This window comes from Streptomyces sp. NRRL WC-3742, assembly GCF_000720635.1.
In the GTDB taxonomy this organism is placed as follows: domain Bacteria; phylum Actinomycetota; class Actinomycetes; order Streptomycetales; family Streptomycetaceae; genus Kitasatospora.
Map to the genome: position 1 here is coordinate 46,279 of NZ_JOCF01000034.1, position 18,868 is coordinate 65,146.

The 18,868-nt window shown below is 74.7% G+C and carries 15 protein-coding genes; 8 read left to right on the plus strand and 7 right to left on the minus strand.

Annotation, left to right across the window (positions count from 1 at the left end):
- Positions 1-28: 28 nt before the first annotated feature.
- From IH61_RS0119775 to IH61_RS0119785, 3 genes are all read right to left on the minus strand, one after another.
- Entirely contained in the window at positions 29-1,231 is a 1,203-nt protein-coding gene (locus tag IH61_RS0119775; RefSeq protein ID WP_078911249.1) for an MFS transporter, read from the minus strand.
- 69 nt (positions 1,232-1,300) lie between these two features.
- Entirely contained in the window at positions 1,301-1,774 is a 474-nt protein-coding gene (locus IH61_RS0119780; RefSeq protein ID WP_031071580.1) for an RrF2 family transcriptional regulator, read from the minus strand.
- Positions 1,775-1,844: 70 nt separating this feature from the next.
- A complete protein-coding gene (locus tag IH61_RS0119785) occupies positions 1,845-2,258 on the minus strand; it encodes a Fur family transcriptional regulator (RefSeq protein WP_031071582.1) in 414 nt (137 codons plus the stop codon).
- 189 nt (positions 2,259-2,447) lie between these two features.
- Here IH61_RS0119785 and katG point away from each other — a divergent pair, with 189 nt between their 5' ends.
- Positions 2,448-4,664 (plus strand): catalase/peroxidase HPI, encoded by a 2,217-nt coding sequence (katG, locus tag IH61_RS0119790; protein ID WP_031071585.1) that lies wholly within the window; start codon positions 2,448-2,450, stop codon positions 4,662-4,664.
- 117 nt (positions 4,665-4,781) lie between these two features.
- On the opposite strand, the gene IH61_RS0119795 is transcribed toward katG, so the two are convergent.
- Both IH61_RS0119795 and IH61_RS0119800 read right to left on the minus strand, forming a co-directional pair.
- Positions 4,782-5,474 (minus strand): response regulator transcription factor, encoded by a 693-nt coding sequence (locus IH61_RS0119795; protein WP_031071587.1) that lies wholly within the window; start codon positions 5,472-5,474, stop codon positions 4,782-4,784.
- Positions 5,471-6,703: a sensor histidine kinase gene (locus IH61_RS0119800; protein ID WP_420713971.1), complete on the minus strand. Its 1,233-nt coding sequence runs from the start codon at positions 6,701-6,703 to the stop codon at positions 5,471-5,473. Before IH61_RS0119800 ends, IH61_RS0119795 begins: the two co-directional genes overlap by 4 nt.
- 269 nt (positions 6,704-6,972) lie before the next feature.
- Between IH61_RS0119800 and IH61_RS0119805 the strand changes: the two genes are divergently transcribed.
- The 3 genes from IH61_RS0119805 to IH61_RS0119815 all read left to right on the plus strand — a co-directional run bounded on the left by IH61_RS0119805 (position 6,973) and on the right by IH61_RS0119815 (position 10,912).
- Positions 6,973-7,677 (plus strand): ABC transporter ATP-binding protein, encoded by a 705-nt coding sequence (locus tag IH61_RS0119805; RefSeq protein ID WP_031071590.1) that lies wholly within the window; start codon positions 6,973-6,975, stop codon positions 7,675-7,677.
- Positions 7,674-10,079, plus strand: a complete 2,406-nt coding sequence (locus IH61_RS0119810) for an ABC transporter permease (protein WP_031071592.1) — start codon at positions 7,674-7,676, stop codon at positions 10,077-10,079. Before IH61_RS0119805 ends, IH61_RS0119810 begins: the two co-directional genes overlap by 4 nt.
- Positions 10,080-10,165: 86 nt before the next feature.
- Positions 10,166-10,912 carry a hypothetical protein gene (locus tag IH61_RS0119815; RefSeq protein WP_051837491.1) on the plus strand — a complete coding sequence of 249 codons (747 nt, stop codon included), beginning with the start codon at positions 10,166-10,168 and terminating at the stop codon, positions 10,910-10,912.
- 153 nt (positions 10,913-11,065) lie between these two features.
- On the opposite strand, the gene IH61_RS0119820 is transcribed toward IH61_RS0119815, so the two are convergent.
- A complete protein-coding gene (locus IH61_RS0119820; protein WP_051837493.1) occupies positions 11,066-11,557 on the minus strand; it encodes a hypothetical protein in 492 nt (163 codons plus the stop codon).
- A 355-nt stretch (positions 11,558-11,912) separates the two neighbouring features.
- Between IH61_RS0119820 and IH61_RS0119825 the strand changes: the two genes are divergently transcribed.
- The 4 genes from IH61_RS0119825 to IH61_RS0119840 all read left to right on the plus strand — a co-directional run bounded on the left by IH61_RS0119825 (position 11,913) and on the right by IH61_RS0119840 (position 17,892).
- A complete protein-coding gene (locus tag IH61_RS0119825; protein ID WP_031071597.1) occupies positions 11,913-12,095 on the plus strand; it encodes a hypothetical protein in 183 nt (60 codons plus the stop codon).
- Between the two features lie 46 nt (positions 12,096-12,141).
- The gene (locus IH61_RS0119830; RefSeq protein WP_031071599.1) at positions 12,142-12,321 is read left to right on the plus strand and encodes a hypothetical protein; all 180 of its coding nucleotides are present in this window, start codon (positions 12,142-12,144) and stop codon (positions 12,319-12,321) included.
- Positions 12,322-12,433: 112 nt separating this feature from the next.
- Positions 12,434-15,601, plus strand: coding sequence for a type 2 lanthipeptide synthetase LanM family protein (locus IH61_RS0119835; RefSeq protein ID WP_031071601.1), 3,168 nt, complete (start codon positions 12,434-12,436; stop codon positions 15,599-15,601).
- A gap of 269 nt (positions 15,602-15,870) precedes the next feature.
- Positions 15,871-17,892 carry an ATP-binding cassette domain-containing protein gene (locus IH61_RS0119840; protein WP_234327252.1) on the plus strand — a complete coding sequence of 674 codons (2,022 nt, stop codon included), beginning with the start codon at positions 15,871-15,873 and terminating at the stop codon, positions 17,890-17,892.
- A gap of 83 nt (positions 17,893-17,975) precedes the next feature.
- Here the strand turns inward: IH61_RS0119840 and IH61_RS0119845 are convergent, their stop codons facing one another.
- Entirely contained in the window at positions 17,976-18,710 is a 735-nt protein-coding gene (locus IH61_RS0119845) for a dienelactone hydrolase family protein (protein ID WP_031071604.1), read from the minus strand.
- Positions 18,711-18,868 lie beyond the last annotated feature (158 nt).

Here is an 18,868-nt window from a genome sequence, read left to right on the forward strand (position 1 = left end):
GCCCCCGTGCGTGACGCCAGACGCGGCGTCAGGAGCCGTTCGGGCGCGACCACCTGAGGCTCACCCGCAGGAACACCAGCGCCACCGCCGAGAGCCCCGCGGCCAGCCCGTAGACCGGTCCGGCGCCGGAGCCGAGCGTCGCGCCGCCGAGCAGCGAGCCCAGGCCGATGCCCGCGTAGATGCCGGAGGAGTTGAGCGAGACCACCAACGGCGCCTCCTGCGGGGCGACTTCGATCAGCCGGTGCTGCTGCGGCGGGGTCTGGCACCAGCAGCTCGCGCCCCACAGCAGGACCAGCAGGCCGACCAGCGGGACGGCGTCGGTGTCGGAGGCGGCGAGCCAGGCCAGCCCGCCGAGGGCGAGGGTCATCGCCGCGTAGCCGGTGGTCAGGACGGTGGAGGAGCCGAGGCGGTCGGTCGCCCAGCCGGAGGCGAGATTGCCGGCCACCGCGCCCAGCCCGTACAGGAAGAGCATCCACAGCACGGAGCGCTCGGGCACGTGGACGGCCGTCAGTACCGGGACGCTGTAGGCGTACGCGACGTACCCGGCGGCCATGCCGAGCACGGTCAGCGGCAGCACGGCGAGGACGGCCGGGCGGCGCAGCACGGCGAGCCGGGCGCGCAGCGGCACCCGGGGGCTGCCGGGCACCGGCGGCATGATCAGGGTCAGCACCGCCGCGACGAGCAGGCACAGGCCCGCGACGGCGCCCAGTGCGGTGCGCCAGCTCGACCAGTGGCCGGCCGCGTTGCCCAGCGGCACGCCGACGGCGGTGGCGACGGTGAGCCCGCCGACCACCACCGCCAGGGCGCGGGCGCGCTGCTCGGGGCGGACGAGGGAGGCGGCGGCCGCTCCCGCGTTGGGGGTGTAGGCGGCGGCGCCGACGGCCGCGAGCACGCGGGTGGCGAGCAGGACGGCCATCGAGGGGGCGAGCGCGGAGCCGAGGTTGGCGAGGCCGAGGACGGCGAGGGCGGCGATCAGCAGGGTCCGGCGGGGGAGCCGGGCGAGGAGGGTGGCCAGGACGGGGGAGAGGACGGCGTAGGCGGCGGCGAAGACGGTGACGGACCAGCCGGCGGTGGCCGTGGTGACGCCGAGGTCCTCGGCCATGGGCGGCAGGAACCCGGCGACCACGAAGGCGTCGGTGCCGACGGCGAAGGTGCCGAGGGCGAGGGCGAGGGTGGCGGAGAGCCTTGCAGGGGAAGCGGTTGGGGTGGACCTAATCGAGACATTGGACATCCAGGTTCTCCCGAGAACTCCGTGCGGGGGCGTGGTCGACTACGGAAGTAGTGCCACTACAGAAGTAGTTCAGGTGCGGAAGTAGTGCCGCCGGGTCCGCTCCGCGGCGCCCGCGGGTGCGGCGGCCATCAGGTCGGCCACCGTCTGGGCGGCGAGTTCGCGGCGCCAGGCGAGTTCGGCCCTGCGCATCGCGGTGGCGACGCCGCAGGGGAGGCGGAAGTCGCCGCCGGCCGCCGCGGCGCCCTCCGTGCGCTGCCGGATCTCGGTGCAGCGGAACGCCTCCTCCGTTCCCTCGATGGCGGCGACCACGTCCATGAGGGTGATCAGCTCGGGGGCCCGGCCCAGCCGGAAGCCGCCCTTGGCGCCGGGGGTGGAGGTGAGGATGCCGGCCCGGACGAGCGCCTGCAGGCGCTTGGTCAGGTAGGCGGGCGGCAGGTCGAACCAGGCCGCCAGCCGGGCCGTGGGTACGGGGTGCTCGTCGCCCAGCCAGGCCAGGGTGAGGCAGCAGTGCAGCCCCCACTCGACGCCTTCGCCCATCCTCATAACCAGGACACTACACGTCCCGGTTCACGGTCGGAAGACCGGAGGAGCGGTCCGGCGAGTGCCCGCCCGGTCAGCCCGCGCAGGTCGGGCAGAGCCCCCGGTAGGTGACCTCGGCGCCCGAGACGGCGAAGCCGAAGCGCTGCTCGGAGGGCAGCTCGGCGAGCGGGTCGCCCGTGGTGTGGACATCGCGGATGGTGCCGCAGCCCGTGCAGATCAGGTGGTGGTGGGGGTGGTGCGCGTTGGGGTCGTAGCGCTTGGCGCGCCCGTCCGTGGAGACCTCGATGACCTCGCCCAGGGTGACCAGCTCGCCCAGGGTGTTGTAGACCGTCGCCCGGGAGATCTCGGGCAGGCGCACGGCCGCCCGGGCGTGCACCTCGTCGGCGGTCAGGTGGACGTGGTCGCCGTCCAGGACCTCGGCCACGACACGCCGCTGGGAGGTCAGGCGCCAGCCGCGCCCGCGCAGCCGTTCCAGCAGGTCACTCATATCGGTTCACCTATTCAGGTCAATGGGAAGAACGGATTTTACCAACGGAGTCCGAGGTCATCCGGTTCCCGACCGGATAAGAGTTTGGTGTCGTTCTTGACCTGGATTACGTCCATCGTAGGATCAGCTCCGGCGATAGCCTAGGTAGCAGAGAAGACACCGTGATCCGCCTTGTACGGAAGGATTCCCATGTCTGACAACCACGATGCAACCGGCGAGGCGGCGAAGGCGGAAGGCTGCCCGGTGAACCACGGCCGGGCCCCGCACCCCACGCAGGGCGGCGGGAACCGCCAGTGGTGGCCGGAGCGGCTCAACCTCAAGATCCTCGCGAAGAACCCCGCCGTGGCCAACCCGCTCGGCGGCGACTTCGACTACGCGGCCGCGTTCAAGAGCCTCGACCTGCCCGCCGTCAAGCGGGACATCCAGGAGGTGCTGACCGCCTCCAAGGACTGGTGGCCGGCCGACTTCGGGCACTACGGCCCGTTCATGATCCGCATGGCCTGGCACAGCGCGGGCACCTACCGCATCAGCGACGGGCGCGGCGGCGCCGGCGGCGGGCAGCAGCGCTTCGCGCCGCTCAACAGCTGGCCCGACAACGCCAGCCTGGACAAGGCCCGCCGGCTGCTCTGGCCGGTGAAGAAGAAGTACGGCCGCGCCCTCTCCTGGGCCGACCTGATCGTCCTCACCGGCAACGTCGCCCTCGAGGGCATGGGCTTCGACACCTTCGGCTTCGGCGGCGGCCGCGTCGACGAGTGGGAGCCCGACGAGGACGTCTACTGGGGCCCCGAGACCACCTGGCTCGGCGACGAGCGCTACACCGGCGACCGCGAGCTGGAGAACCCGCTCGCCGCCGTCCAGATGGGCCTCATCTACGTCAACCCCGAAGGCCCCAACGGCAACCCGGACCCGATCGCCGCCGCCCGCGACATCCGCGAGACCTTCGCCCGGATGGCCATGGACGACGAGGAGACCGTCGCGCTGATCGCCGGCGGCCACACCTTCGGCAAGACCCACGGCGCCGGCCCGGCGGACAACGTCGGCCCCGACCCCGAGGCCGCGCCGATCGAGCAGCAGGGCCTCGGCTGGAAGAGCACCTTCGGCACCGGCGTCGGCGGCGACGCGATCACCAGCGGCCTCGAGGGCACCTGGACCGCCACCCCGATCACCTGGGACAACAGCTTCTTCGAGACGCTGTTCGGCTACGAGTGGGAGCTCACCAAGAGCCCCGCCGGCGCCAACCAGTGGAAGCCCAAGGACGGCGCCGGCGAGGGCACCGTCCCGGACGCCCACGACCCGTCCAAGCGCCACGTGCCGATCATGCTCACCACCGACCTGTCGCTGCGCTTCGACCCGGTCTACGAGCCCATCTCCCGGCGCTTCCTGGAGGACCCGGCGGCCTTCGCCGACGCCTTCGCCCGCGCCTGGTACAAGCTCACCCACCGCGACATGGGCCCGGTCGTGCGCTACCTCGGCCCCGAGGTCCCCGCCGAGCAGCTGCTCTGGCAGGACCCGCTGCCCGCCGTCACGTACCAGCAGATCGGCGCGGCCGAGGTCGCCGACCTCAAGCGCCGCATCGCCGCCACGGGCCTGTCCGTCTCCGAACTGGTCTCCACCGCCTGGGCCGCCGCCTCCTCCTTCCGCGTCAGCGACAAGCGCGGCGGCGCCAACGGCGGCCGCATCCGGCTCCAGCCGCAGATCGGCTGGGAGGTCAACGAGCCCGACCGCCTCGCGGGCGTGCTGCGCGCCCTCGAGGGCGTCCAGCAGGAGTTCAACGCGCAGTCCGGCGACATCCAGGTCTCCCTGGCCGACCTGGTGGTGCTGGCCGGCGGCGTCGGCGTCGAGCAGGCCGCCCGCGCGGCGGGCCTGGCCGTCGAGGTGCCGTTCGCGCCCGGCCGCGTGGACGCCCCGCAGGAGCTCACCGACGTCGAGTCCTTCGCCGCCATGGAGCCCAGGGCGGACGGCTTCCGCAACTGGGTCGGCAAGGGCAACCGGCTCCCGGCCGAGTACCTGCTGCTCGACAAGGCGAACCTGCTGAACCTCAGCGCGCCCGAACTGACCGTCCTGGTCGGGGGCCTGCGCGTGCTGGGCGCCAACCACCAGCAGTCCTCGCTCGGCGTGCTCACCGACACGCCCGGCGTGCTGACGAACGACTTCTTCGTCAACCTGCTGGACCTGGGCACCAGTTGGAAGGCCACCAGTGAGGCGGCCGACACCTTCGAGGGCCGGGACGAGTCGGGCAAGGTCCGCTGGACCGGCAGCCGGGCGGACCTGGTGTTCGGCTCCAACGCCGAACTGCGGGCCGTGGCCGAGGTGTACGCCTCGGACGACGCCAAGGAGCAGTTCGTGACGGACTTCGTCGCGGCCTGGGTCAAGGTCATGAACGGGGACCGGTACGACCTGGTGTGATCCGCTGCGGTCGATCGTGACGGCGGGAGCCCGGCTCGGGCTCCCGCCGTCACGGCGTTCTGCGTCTGCGTTCCACGCCTGCGTCTGCGTTCTGCGCCTGGGTTCTGCGCCTGGGTTCTACGCCTGGGACGAGCCCACGCTGACCAGCCCCGTCTCGTAGGCGGCGACCACCACCTGGGCGCGGTCGCGCAGGCCGAGCTTGGCGAGGATGCGGGCGACGTGCGTCTTCACCGTCGCCTCCGACAGGCCCAGCCGGGCGGCGAGTTCGGCGTTGCTGAGCCCGCGCGCGAGCAGCGTGGTCACCTCCAGCTCGCGCGGGGTGAGCGTGGCCAGCTCCCGGTGCGGGGCCGAGGCCGCGTCGGGGCCGGTGTCCGGGCGGGCGAAGCGCTCCACGAGCCGGCGGGTGATCGCGGGGGCGAGCAGCGCGTCCCCGGTGCGCACCAGGCGGACGGCGGCGGCCAGGTGCTCGGGGGTGACGTCCTTGAGCAGGAAGCCGCTCGCCCCGGCGGCCATCGCCGCGTACACGTAGTGGTCCAGGTCGAAGGTGGTCAGCATGATGATCCTCGGCGGCTCCTGGCCCGCGGGTCCGGGGTCGGCGAGGATGCGCCGGGTGGCCTCCAGCCCGTCCAGGCCGGGCATCCGGATGTCCATCAGCACCACGTCCGGCCGGGTGCGCCGCACCGCCGCCACGGCCTGCTCGCCGTCCTCGGCCTCGGCCGTCACCTCGATGCCCTCGGACTCCAGGATCAGCCGGAACCCAGTGCGGACCAGGGCCTGGTCGTCGGCCACCACCACGCGCAGCGCGCTCATGAACTCTCCAACGGGATCAGGGCTTTGACGCGGTAGCCGCCGCGGGTGCGGGGGCCGGTGTGCAGGGTGCCGCCGTAGACGGCGAGGCGTTCGCGCAGGCCGAGCAGGCCCCTGCCGTTGCCGGTGGAGGCGGCGCCGGTGCGGCGTCCGCCGGTGTCGGTGACCTCCACCCGCAGCCGGTCGGCGGCGTACTCGACCGTCACGGAGGCTTCGGCGCCGCCCGCGTGCTTGACGGTGTTGGTCAGGGCCTCCTGGACGACGCGGTAGGCCGTCAGTCCGACCCCGGGCGGGACGGGCCTCGGCTCGCCTCGGACGGTCAGGGCCACCGGCAGACCGGCCCGCCGGACGCCCTCGACCAGGGCGTCGAGCCGGTCGAGGCCCGGCTGCGGGCTCAGGTCCGCGCTGCCCGCCGGGTCCTCCTCCGAGCCCGCCTCGATCGTCAGCAGGCCCATCACGTGCCGCAGTTCGGTCATCGCCGCCCGGCCTCCGGCCTCCACCGCGGCCATCGCCTCGCGGGCCCGGTCCGGCGCCGTGTCCAGGATCTTGCGCGCGGCGCCGGCCTGGATCGTCATCATGCTCACGTTGTGCGTCACCACATCGTGCAACTCCCGCGCGATGCGCGCCCGTTCGAGCTCCACCGCGCGCTCCAGGGCCGCCAGCTGGGCGCCCTCCAGAGCGGAGCGCCGCTCCCGTTCCTCCTCCACCCGGCGCCGCCACATCCGCAGCTCCCAGGCCACCGCGAACACCGGCACCAGTACCAGGACGGCGATCACGCCGTTGGGGAAGTGCGGCAGCTTCGCCGACGTGAACAGCAGGACCAGGGCGGCGGTGGCGGCGGCCAGTCCGGACAGCACCGGCCAGAGGCGGCGCCCGTACGCGGCGGCGCTGTACGCGGCGATGATCACCGCCTCGCCCATCGTGTACGCGATGTCCTCGGAGGTGTGCCGCACCAGGAGCGCGCCCGCCACCACCGCCACCAGCACCGCCAGCGGGTGGCGCCGCCTCAGCACCAGCGGCAGCGGCACGAACGGGACCAGCAGCCGCAGCCAGGTAGCCTCCCCCGGCCCGTGCACGATCGAGGCGTAGCGGCCGCCGACCGTCGCCAGGAACAGCGCCACGGCCGCGTCGAAGGCGAAGCCGCGCGCCGTCACGGGCCGGGGCGCGGGGGCCATGTCGGGGTCGGGGCGGGCGGCCGCCAGCAGCCGTCGCACCGTCGGATGGTTGATCACCGGGACATTGTGGCGGTCCGGCCGCGCCCGGCACAGCCCGGCGGTCGGCGGCGGCCCGTACACCCGGCGACTACATCGCAGGGATGACGGCGCGCGGCGTACCTCCGGCGCGGTACGGAATGTGCCGACGGCGGCGGACGCGGGGGCGGGCCGTCCGTCCGTACCTTCGTCCTCGTCGAGTGGAGACGGGTCGAGACGGGCCGGGCCGGATGGGCCCGGGTCAGCTGAGGAGCGGGGACATGAGCAGCGGGGACATGAGGAGCGGGGACATGAGCAGCGAGCCGGTGATCGAACTGAGCGGCGTCAGCCGCCACTACGAGGGGGCGCGGGCGGCACTGGACGAGGTGTCGCTGACGGTGCGGGCGGGGGAGTCGGTGGCCGTGCTCGGGCCATCCGGCAGCGGGAAGTCGACCCTGCTCAACCTGGTGGCCGGGCTGGACCGGCCGAGCGCGGGCACGGTGACCGTCGCCGGGACGCGGGTGGACCGGCTGGGCGAGGCGGGTTCGGCCCGCTTCCGGCGCGGGACGATCGGCATGGTGTTCCAGTTCTTCAACCTGCTGGACGACCTGACGGTGGCGGACAACGTGGTGCTGGCCGGCGAACTCGCCGGAGTCCCGCGAGGCGAGGCCCGGCGGCGGGCGGGGGAGCTGCTGGAGTCCCTCGGCATCGAACGCCACGCCCGCGCCCACCCCGGGCGGCTCTCCGGCGGCGAGCGCCAACGCGTCGCGGTGGCCCGGGCGTTGATGAACGACCCGGCGCTGCTGCTGGCGGACGAGCCGACCGGGGCACTGGACTCCGCCTCCGGCGAGGACGTCAAGGAGCTGCTGCGCGAGCTGCACCAGGACGGGCAGACGATCCTGCTGGTCACCCACGACCTGGCGCTGGCCCGGGACTGCGCCACCCGCACGGTGCGGATGCGCGACGGCCGGGTGGAGTCGGACTCCTCGGAGGACTCCTCGGCGGTGGCGGCATGAGCGCGCTGGGGAGGGTCGTGCGCGCCGGGGTGCGCAGGCGGCGGACGCAGTCGGTCGCGGTGGGGCTGGCCGCCATGGTCGCCACCACCTGCTCGGTGCTGGGTGGTTCGCTGCTGGTCGCCTCGCAGGCGCCCTTCGACCGGGCCTTCGACGGGCAGCACGGCGCCCACCTCACCGCCCGCTTCGACGGCTCCCGGACGAGCGCCGAGAAGCTCGCCGCCACGGCCCACGCGCCCGGCGTGGCGCAGGCGGCGGGCCCGTACCGCACCGTCACCGTCGACCCGGAGCCGGTCGCGCCGAAGATCCCGATCCCGGCCGGGATGTCGATGTCGCCGATGACGGTCGCCGGCCGGGCCCAGCCTGCCGGAGAGGTCGACAACGTCACCCTGGACCAGGGGACTTGGCCGAAGGGCCCGGGCGAGGTGGTGATCGACCTCGGGTACCGCGACCTGAACGTGGACCTCGGCGACCTCCTGCGCGTGCCCGGCCTGCCGGGCGCGCCCACCCTCAGGATCGTCGGCTTCGCCCGGTCCGTCAGCCGCACCGCCGACGCCTGGGTGCGACCGGAGGGCCTCGCCGCCCTCACCGCGCCGGGCACCACCCCCGGCTACGAGATGCTCTACCGCTTCACCGACGCCTCCACCGCCGCCGCGATGGACGCCGACCGCGCCGCCGTGACCGCCGCCGCCCCCGCCGGGGCGCTGGCCGGCGCGCAGTCCTGGCTCGACGCCAAGCAGGGCTCGGACCGCAACACCGCGCTGTTCCTGCCGTTCATGGTCGCCTTCGGCCTGCTGGGCCTCGCGATGTCCGTCCTGGTCGCGGGCAACGTGGTGGCCGGCGCCGTCGGCACCGCCACCCGCAGGATCGGCGTACTCAAGGCCCTCGGCTGCACCCCCGCCCAGGTGGTGCGCGCCTACGTCGCCCAGGCGCTGGTCCCGGCGGCGATCGGCACCGGGCTCGGGGTCGTGGCGGGCAACCTGCTCACCATCCCGGTCCTCGCCACCACCGGCCGGCTGTACGGCACCAGCGCCTCGGCCCTGTCCCCCTGGGTGGACGCGGCCGTCGCGGGCGGCACCCTCGCCCTCGTCGCGCTGGTCGCCTGGGCGGCGGCCGCCCGCGCCGGACGGCTGCGCACCGTCGACGCGCTGGCCGTGGGCCGTACGGCGGGCGCCACCCGGCGGGACGCGTTCGCCCGGTGGGTGGCGGCGCTGACCGCACGGCTGCCGCTGCCACGGCCGGTGGGCCTCGGCCTGGCCCAGCCGTTCGCCCGACCGGCCCGCGCCGCCGGGATGCTCGCGGCCGTGCTGTTCGGCACGGCGGCGGCGACCTTCGCGGTGGGCATGGGCGGCACGATGTCCTGGGTGCAGGGGGCCAAGAACCACGGCACCGAGGACGTGGTCGTCCAAGCCGTCCATTCGCACGGGGCGCCCGGTTCGCAGGCTCCCGGTTCGGAGGCGCCGTCGAAGCTCCCGTCGGACCCGGCCGCCGTGAACGCTGCCGTGAACGCCGCCCTGGCCGCCCAGCCCGGCACCGGCGCCACCTACAGCATCGCCACCGAGGACGTCCTCGTCCCCGGGGTCGCCGGGGCCACCACCGTCACCGCCTTCGCGGGCGACTCCTCCCGGGCGGGGTACAAGATCGTCTCCGGCCGCTGGTTCCAGGGCCCCGGCGAGGCCCTCGCGCCCTCCACCTTCCTCACCGAGGCCGGGCTGAAGGTCGGCGACCGGGTCGGCTTCACGGACCACGGGCGGACCGTCACCGTCCGCCTCGTCGGCGAGGTCTTCGACCCGCACACCCAGACCAACGAGCTGCTCACCGACGCCGCGAGCTACCCCGTCGGGACGGCGCCCGCGCCGCACCAGTGGTTCGTCCAGCTCAGGCCCGGCACCGACCAGGCCCGCTACACCGCCGCCCTGCGCGAGGCGCTGGCCCCGCAGGGCCTGACCGCCGGAACGGGCGAGACGCACTCGGCGGACTCGATCATGGCGCTGAACTCCCTCACCGCGACGCTGACCGTCCTGCTGGTCCTCGTCGCCGGGCTCGGGGTGTTCAACACCGTCGTCCTGGAGATCCGCGAACGCACCCGGGACATGGGCGTCACCAAGGCCCTCGGCATGACCCCGGCGCAGACCGCCGGCGTCGTCCTCTCCTCCGTGCTGCTGGTCGGCGCCGTGGGCGGAGCCGTCGGCCTGCCCGTCGGGCTGCTGCTGTACGGGCTCACCGCGCCCGCCATGGGCCACTCCGCCGGGCTGAACTTCCCGGCCGAAGCCCTGGACGTGTTCGGCACCCCGCTGCTGACCGCCCTCGCCCTCGGCGGGGTGCTGATCGCCCTGCTCGGCGCCCTGCTCCCGGCCGTACGGGCGGCGCGCTCGCGGACGGTGGACGCGCTGCGGGCGGAGTGAGGGCGCGTCCTCGGGCATGGCGGGGCGGGAGGCGGGTAGGCGACCCGAAGGGGGGACGCCACCCGCCTCCCGTCCGTGGAGCGATCATGCAGTTCGAACTCCTCAACCCGAACTCCGCCTACCCCCGGGCGACCCTGGTCGACCCGCCGCCGAACGGCTACCTGCACCTGGCCGGCGCGGTGGCCCCGCCGAGCGGGCCGCCCCTCGTCCGTACCGTCCCCGCACGCAGCGCCCTGCTCGACCGGCTCAAGCCGCTGGCCACCGCCCTGCAGGGGCACCCGGCGGTGCGGCGGGTCACCGTCTACCGGGCGCTGGTGGTGCCGCCGCCCGGCGGCTACGCCCGCCAGCCGCGCTTCCACCCGGCGCGCTTCGACGTGGCCGTCCTCGTCGAGACCGACACCCCCGAGGACCTCGGCCCGGTCGCCGACGGCGAGGCGTACGGGGAACTCCGCGCCACCCTCACCGCCGCCGCCTCCGACACCCACGAACTGCGGGCCCGCTGCACCCGCTCGCTCGGCGAGGTGGACCACAGCCGGGCGGGGCTGTTCCTGTTCAACCACTTCGTCGCCGAGGACCGCGCGGTGGCGCTGGAACTGTGGGACCACCTGGCCGGCTGGTACGTCAGCAAGACGGGGCTCGACAACTCCACCCTGCTCGAACCGCTGGACGGTGCCGACTCGGACTACGTGTTCGTCAACCACGCCCGCTGGGACACCAGCACCCTGGGACTGCTGCTGCGGCAGGTGAGCCGGCCGAGCTTCCGGTGGTACGTGCAGCAGAACCTGCTGGTCAACCGGGTGGGCTCGATGCCCGTGCTGTACCGGATGACCTGAGGGTTCCGGGAGGGCGGGGAGGCTTCAGGGCGGGCTCAGGGCGGGCTCGGGGCGGGCTCGGGGCGTGCGGATCCCGCCCGGGCCGGAACTACGGAAGTAGTGCCACTACTCGCGTAGTGCCACTACTTCCGTAGTGGCACTACTGGCGTAGTGCTAGCCCTTCTCCGCAGCCTCCTCCGCCGCCCTGACCTCCTCGGCGAAGGCGTTCGCGTCGAGGCGTTCCACGGTGGCCCCGTGCTTGGCGGCCAGCTCGTCCGCAGGGTCGGGGGAGTGCTCGACGGCCTCCACGGCGATCAGCGCCCCGCCGTCGGGGACGCGCGGGGAGAGCACGATCAGGGCCGCGCCGCCCTCGGTGGCGGCGTGCTCCTCGGCGGCGTTGCCGAGCGCCGCACCGGCGGCGAAGCCGAGCAGGACGCCGACCGGGCCGCCCAGCAGCCCGACCAGGCCGCCCAGCACGCCCGAGCCGACGGTGGCCACACCGGCGCCCTTGGTGAAGGTGTCCTCGACCTCCAGCAGGCCCTCGGTGCTGCGCTCCATGGCCGCCGCGAACCGCAGGCCGGGCAGGTGCCGGGCCTCCTCGAAGGCCGGGCGCCAGCCGGCGGCGTCCGGGAAGGTCAGCAGGACGACGTGGTGGCGGTCGCTCATCGCACTCCGATCGGGCCGGGGCAGGGGTGGTTTCCATCCTGGCCCGCCGTGCCCTCGGCGGCCACAGGAGGCTGCGGCTGCCCCGGCGTGAACGCTTCAAACGTGAAGGCCGGGTTATGGCTGCCGCACCACGGGGTTTCCGGACAGGTGTACGGCGCCCGGCGGCTCCGGTGGCACTTCCGAGTGGCCGCCGTGACAGGACGCCTGGCAGGTCGAAGGCGGTGAAGGGGCGTTAGTTCGATCGTGGCCGAAATCCTGTACGGCCGTGGGCGCGACCCTGGTGCCGCCGGTGGGGCGGTGCGAGTATCCGGCGCGGCACGACCGTGCCCGTACCCGAACGTCTGAAGGAGGCACCATGCAGCCCACGGCCGACCAGGTCCGCGCGCTCAGGGACGAGGACTTCCGGCTCACCCTCGCCCAGGGAGGCCAGGCCGCCCACCCGGCCGGAGACCTCTCCGACGAGCTGTACGTGACCGCAGCCGTTCAGTCCGGCACCTGTGGCGGCTGGAGCAGCTGCGCGCACGTCTGCAGCTTCTGAGCCGGGTCCATCGCACACCCCTTCGGACAGCAGGGAAGGAAGCGGCATGACGCCCACCACCACGCAGGTCCGCGCGCTCCAGGACGAGGACTTCCGCCTCGGCCTCGGCGCCGGCGAGATCGCCCACCCGGCCGGCGACCCGGCGGACGAGGTGTACCTGAGCGCGAGCAAGCAGCTCAACACCTGTGAGTACCCGTCCAGTTGCTGGCGGATGTGCAGCACCTGACGGGCCCGCCCCACCCGGCGGTGCGCGCCCATGGGCCCGCACCGCCGGACCCGCATCCGGCATCGAACGCCGGCCGTGAACCCCGGTATCGAGAAGAAGGGCCGCACCGCCCGTGGTCGACACGTCCGCACTCCGCCGCGCCGCCGTCAGGGCCCTCCCGCTCGCCGCCCGGGGCGCCGCCCCCGCCGGTTCGGGGGCGGACCGGGACCGGGAGCGCGCACGGCGGGTCCTCGACCGCTGGCGCGCCCAGGGGCCCTTCGACAGGCCCGGCTGGTTCGACCGCCGGCTCGCCGCGGACGGCCTCGACCAGGACGGGCTGCTCGCCCTGCTCGCCGAGAGCCCGGACTCCCTCGCCGACCGCCTCGGCACCCCCGAGTGGGCCGTCCGCCTCGCCGACGCCTTCGAAGCCGGGCTCACCCTCGACGTCCCCGAGGACCACGCCTTCGCCCGGATCGCCGCCCCCGCCCTCGCCGCCGCCCGCGACCGGCTGCGCGCGGGCCTCGCCGCGCTCCCGGCCCTCGCCCCGCTCGGCACGCCCGAGGAGCTGGCCGCCCTCGTCCTGCCCGCACTCACCGAGGCCGCTCACGCCATTGCCGTCCGCACCGTCATCACGGAGCTCCACATCGCCCGCCTCGGCGGCGAGTTGACCGGCGACACCCCCGAGGCGCGCTACCGCGACTTCCTCGACCGGCTCACCGCACCCGACCGGTCCGTCCGCCTCCTCGCCGACTACCCCGTGCTCGCCCACCGCCTCGCCACCGGCGCCGACCAGTGGGCCGACACCTGCCTCACCCTCTACCGCCGCCTGGCCGCCGACCTCCCCGCCCTCACCGCCACCTTCGCGGACGGCCGCCCGCCCGGCCGCCTCGCCGAACTCGCCACGGGCCTCGGCGACCCCCACCGGGGCGGCGCCACCGTCAGTTGCCTGCGTTTCGAGGACGGCACCCGGATCGTCTACAAGCCCCGCCCGCTCGGCGCCGAGACCCACTTCCAGCACCTGCTGCACTGGCTCAACCCCAAGCTGGCCCTGCCGCTGCACGACCTCACCCACCTCGGCCGCGACGGCTACGGCTGGGTCGCCTTCGTCACCGCCGAACCGGCCCGCGACGACGCCGAGTTGAGCGCCTTCTACCACCGCGCCGGGGTGCTCGCCGCCCTGCTGTACGTCCTCGACGCCGTCGACTGCCACGCCCAGAACCTCCTCGCCGTCCGCGACCAGCCCGTCCTGATCGACCTGGAGGCCGTGCTCCACCCCGACCTGCCCGAGCCCGAGAAGGACCTCTCCCAGGCCGAACGCCTCGCCCGCCACCAGGCCCGGCACTCGGTGCTGCGCTCCGGCCTGCTGCCCGAACGGATGTGGGACGAGGGCAACGGCGGCGCCGACCTCTCCGCCCTCGGCTGGGACCCGGACAGCCTGCCGCCGCGCCCCGCGCCCGTCCTCGTCGACCAGGGCACCGACCAACTCCGGCTGGAGTACCGGCGCATGCCCGTCCGGGCGCCCGGAAGCCGCCCCGTCCCGCCCGGCCGGAAGCTGCGACTGGCCGACCACGTCGAGCAGTTGGAGGCCGGATTCACCGAGGCGTACCGGCTGCTCGCCGCCCACAGGGCCGAAGTGCGCGATCTGGTACGGGCGTTCGGACCGGACGAGACCCGGATGCTGCGCCGCGACACCTTCGAGTACCGCAGCCTGCTCGCCACCGCCTGCCACCCCGACCTGCTGCGCGACGGCCTCGACCAGGACCGCCACCTCGACCGCCTCTGGGCCCTCGCCGCCTGGGAGGAACACGCCCTCGCCTACCTCGACCACGAGCGCGCCGACCTCTGGCGCGGGGACGTGCCCGTCTTCACCATCCGCCCCGACGGCACCGAGGCCCGCAGCGGCACCGGCGCCGTCGTCCCCGGTGTCACCGACCGGCCGGTGCTCGACCTCGCCCTCGCCAAGGTCGACGCCCTCGGCGAGGAGGACCTCGCGCGCCAACTGCGGCTGCTGCGCCTGTCGGTGACCACGGCGGACGGCGCCCGCGAGCCGCGCCGCTCCCCGGCCGTCGTGGCCTCCGCGCCCCGGGAGTCCAGCGACGGGAAGCTGGCCGAACGAGCCCTGGCCAAGGCCGTCGAGGCTTCCGGCCTGCTGCTCGCCGAGGCGTTCCGGGGCGAGGCCGACCTCGCCTGGGTCGGCCCCAACTGGACCCCGCCCGGCCGCTGGGCGCCCGCCGAACTCGGCCCCGACCTCTACAGCGGCACGGCCGGAGTCACCCTCTTCCTCCACCAACTCGCTCTCGCCACCGGCGAGTCCGAGCACAGGGCCGCCGCCACCGCCGCCGAGACCACCCTGCGCCACCAGGTCCGCCGCCGGGCCGACCGCCTCGGCGGGGGCCTCGCCGGGACGGGCGGCGTGCTCTACGCCCTCGCCCACCTCGCCGCCCACCACCCGGACTCCGAGCTGGAGGAGCTGGCCGGGACGGTCCTGCGGCGGATCGTCGAAACCGCCGCCGAGGACGAGCACCACGACCTCGTCGCCGGAAACGCCGGCACCGTCGGGGGCCTGCTCGCCTGGGAGGCCGTCCGCCCCGGCCCCGCCGTCACCGACGCCCTGGCCGCCTGCGCCGACCGTCTGGCCGAGGCAGCCGTCCCGCACCCCGAGGGCGGCGTCGGCTGGCTGCCCGCCTCCCTCGCCGGCACCGTCACCCGCCCGCTCGCCGGGTTCGCCCACGGCGGCTCCGGCATCGCCTGGGCCCTCGCCCACGCCGCCCACCGCCTCGGCGACGCCCGTCCGGCCGAACTCGCCCTCGCCGCCGTCGCCTACGAGCGCACCCTCTACGACGCCGGCGCCGGCAACTGGCGCGACGTCCGTGAGGACGGCGGGCCCGACGCCCCCGGCTACCCCGCCCTGTGGTGCCACGGCGCGGCCGGGGTCGCGCTCGCCCGCACCGAACTCGCGCGGCTGCTGCCCGACGCGGCCGAGGCGCTGCTCGCCGAACGCGACACCGCCGCCGAGACCGTGCTGCGCGAGGGCTTCGGCTCCAACTTCTCCCTCTGCCACGGGGATCTGGGCAACCTCGACACCCTCCTCCTCGCCGGCCCCGCCTGGCGCCGCCCCGCACTGGCCCGGGCGGGAGCCACGCTGGACGCCCTCGACGCCCGAGGCTTCGTCTGCGGCCTCCCGCACGGCGCCCACAGCCCCTCCCTGATGGTCGGCCTGGCGGGCATCGGCCACGGCCTGCTGCGCCTGGCCGCACCGGCGACCACCCCGGCCCTGCTCGGGCTGGAGCCCCCGCGCTGACCGAGAGACCGGTACGGAATCGAACATCGAGGACCCTTCCGATGATCGAAAGCCACCAACCCGCCGTCCCCGACACGGAATCGCCCGGATCGAGTGAGACCGGCGAAGACACGCCGGGAGGCCCCGCGCCGCGCTGCCAGGATCGGGGTCCGCACCGGCGGCCCTGAGCTCCCGTCGACCAACTCCCGTCGTCCCTCGGGCGATCAGGGCTGCCCGCGTGCGGACCCGCCCCGGCCGCGAGGCCGCCGTACCAGGGAACAGGGAGCACTGTGTCCGAGCAGATCGTGCGTTCCGAGAAGGCCGAGAATCCCGAGAAGGCCGAGAACCCCGACAAAGCCGAGAATCCCGAGCACCCCGCGCAGCCCGAGGACGAGAAGGAGCACGAGAGGGAGCACGAGAAGGAGCACGAGGAGGAGCTGCGCCTGCGCTACCCCGGCGACCGCAGGGCCGCCGCGGCCGCCTCCATGTCCGCGAGCGCGATGATGCGCCGCCTGCCGCACCTGGTCCGCCGCGCGCTGGGCCTGGCCTGGGCGGCGGACCGAACCTCCACCGCGCTGCTGCTGGTCTGCCAGGCGCTCGCCGGAGTCTTCGGCGCGCTGGCGCTGTACGCCACCACCGGCACGCTGAACGCCCTGCTGGTCGCCGGGCCCGTCACCGACCACCTGCGCACCGCCGCGCCCTCGCTGGCGCTGCTCACCGCATCCGCCGCGCTGCGCGCCGTCCTCGGCATCGCCGTGGTCGGCCTCTCCGGCCGGGTCTCGCCCAGGATCACCCGGGAGGCGGAGCTGGCCCTGATCGCCGCCGGGTGCGCCGCCGAGCTGGAAGCCTACGACGAGCCCGCCTACAACGAGCAGTGGGAGGCGGCGGACCGGGGCTCCTCCACCACCCCCGACCTGCTCTCCACCGCCCAGGACGTGATCGCCTCCACCGTCTCGCTGGCCGCCGCCGCGGGCGTCCTGGCCACCCTGCACCCCTGGCTGGTGCCGCTGCTGCTGCTCGGCTCGGTGCCCACCGGCGTGGGGGCCGTGCGCACCGCCCGCATCCACTACCTGGCGGCGGTCACCACCAACGAGGAGCGCGGCGCGCTGCGCGTCTACCGCTGGTTCCTGATCGACAAGACCCGGGCCGACCAGGTGCGTTCGGACCAGGTGCCGCCCTTCCTGATGGCCAAGTACCGCCGCGCCGAGGCCAAGATCGTCGCCGCCTCCGACCGCGCCACCCGGGAGGCCACCAGGGTCTCGCTGCTGGCCGCGCTGGGCACCGGCGCCGGCAGCGCGCTGATCTGGGGCGCGCTGCTCTACCTGGTCGCCAGCGGACGGATCGACCTGGCCGCCGCCGGAACCGCCACCTTCGGCCTGCGTACGGCCGCCACCGGGCTGCACGGCCTGGTCGGCAACGGCGCCCGGCTCTACCGGATGGGCCTCTACCTGGACGACTACTTCACCTTCCTCGACGAGGCCGGCGGCCACCGCATCCGGCGCGGTTCCGTGGTGCCCGCCGCCCCGCAGTGCGTCGAGGTCCGCGACCTGGTCCACGCCTACCCGGGCGAGCAGCAGGAACCGGCCCTCGCCGGGGTGAGCATGAGCCTGCGGGCCGGGGAGATCGTCGCCGTGATCGGGCAGAACGGCAGCGGCAAGTCCACCCTGCTGAAGCTGCTCTCCGGCCTCTACCTGCCGCAGTCCGGCCGGATCACCTGGGACGGCGTGCCGGTGGAGGAACTGGACGCGGACGGCATGTGGTCCCGGGTCGCCCGGGTGCCGCAGGAGTTCGCCCGCTGGCCGCTGGGCGCCGCCGAGAACGTCCACCTGGGCCACCTCACCGACCAGGTGATGGCCGACGTCGAACGGGCCGCTGCCCGTACGGGCTTCGACGAGATCGTCGCCCGGCTGCGCTCGGGCTGGCGCACCCTGCTCGCCCAGGGCTGGTGGGGCGGCGCGGAGTTGAGCGGCGGCGGCTGGCAGCGCGCGGCCGTGGCCCGGGCGCTGTACCGGACGGTTCGCAGCCCGGGCCTGCTGATCCTCGACGAGCCGACCTCCGACCTCGACCCGCGCGCCGAGCACCGCATCCTGCACGCGCTGCGCTCCCTCGCCCCGGGCCGGATCACGCTGCTGGTCACCCACAACATCGCCAACGCGGCGGTGGCGGACCGGGTGATCGTGATGGACCGGGGCCGGATCGTCCAGACCGGCACCTGGGCCGAGCTGGCCGCCCGCCCGGACGGGCTGTTCCGTGAACTCCTGGACCTCCAGCGGGACCGGGGCCTGCCCGCCCAGCGCGGGACGGCGCACTGACGGGTGCGCCCCGGACGGTCGTGGCCGTCCGGGGCGCTGCGCTCAGCCTTGCTGCCTGTGCTCAGTCCTTGGCCGGCCCGTGCTCAGCTGCTGGTCAGGGCGGTGCGCAGGAGCGGCAGCAGCCGCTCCCAGTGCCGCCGCAGCCCGGCGGCGTCGAAGGCGTAGGTGTCGGCCATGGTGAAGCCGTGCTGGGTGTCGGGGTAGATCTCGGAGGTGTGGTCGACGCCCGCGGCCTTGAGGGCCAGGTCGAGCTCCTCGAGGGCCTCGGGCGTCACATCGCCCGCGGCGTGCCCGAAGTGCGCCTTCGCGGTGAGCCGCTCGAAGGTCTCCGGCCCGTCCGCCGCGACGGGGGCGTGGAACGCGGCGACGGCCGCCACCCGCTCGGGGTGTGCGGCGGCTGCGCGCACCGCCAGGAGGCCCCCGAAGCAGTAGCCGGTCACCCCGACGGGGCCGGGCTCGACCTCGGGCCGCGCGGCCAGGAACCCGAGGAACGCCTCGGCGTCGGTGAGGGACTGCTCACGGGTGTGCGCCATGATCAGCGGCATCACCCGGGCGACGACGGTCTCCCGCTCCTCCCCGCCGATGTAGGAGGGGATCTCGACCACCGGCGTGGCGCCGTCGCGGTGGAGGTAGTTGGGCACGAGCACGTAGTACCCGTGCGAGGCCAACTCCTGGGCCATCTCGTGGATCACGGGCCGGATCCCGAACGCGTCGGGGTACATCAGCACCCCGGGGTGGCGCCCGCCCCCGTCCGGGAAGGCGGCGAACGCGTCGGCCGGGCCGTCGGGGGTGGGGATCTGCAGCGTGGTGGTGGGCATGGTGGTCTCCTGTCGTGGTTGACGTGTCTGTCGGAGCGGTGTCAACACGACAGAGGCGGGGCCCGCGCGGCGATCAGGGAAGTGCCGGGTCGCCAGTTCGTGAGTGGCGCAAGGCCGTCCCGGTCGTCATGATCGCCAACCTAGCCGACCGGGCGGCG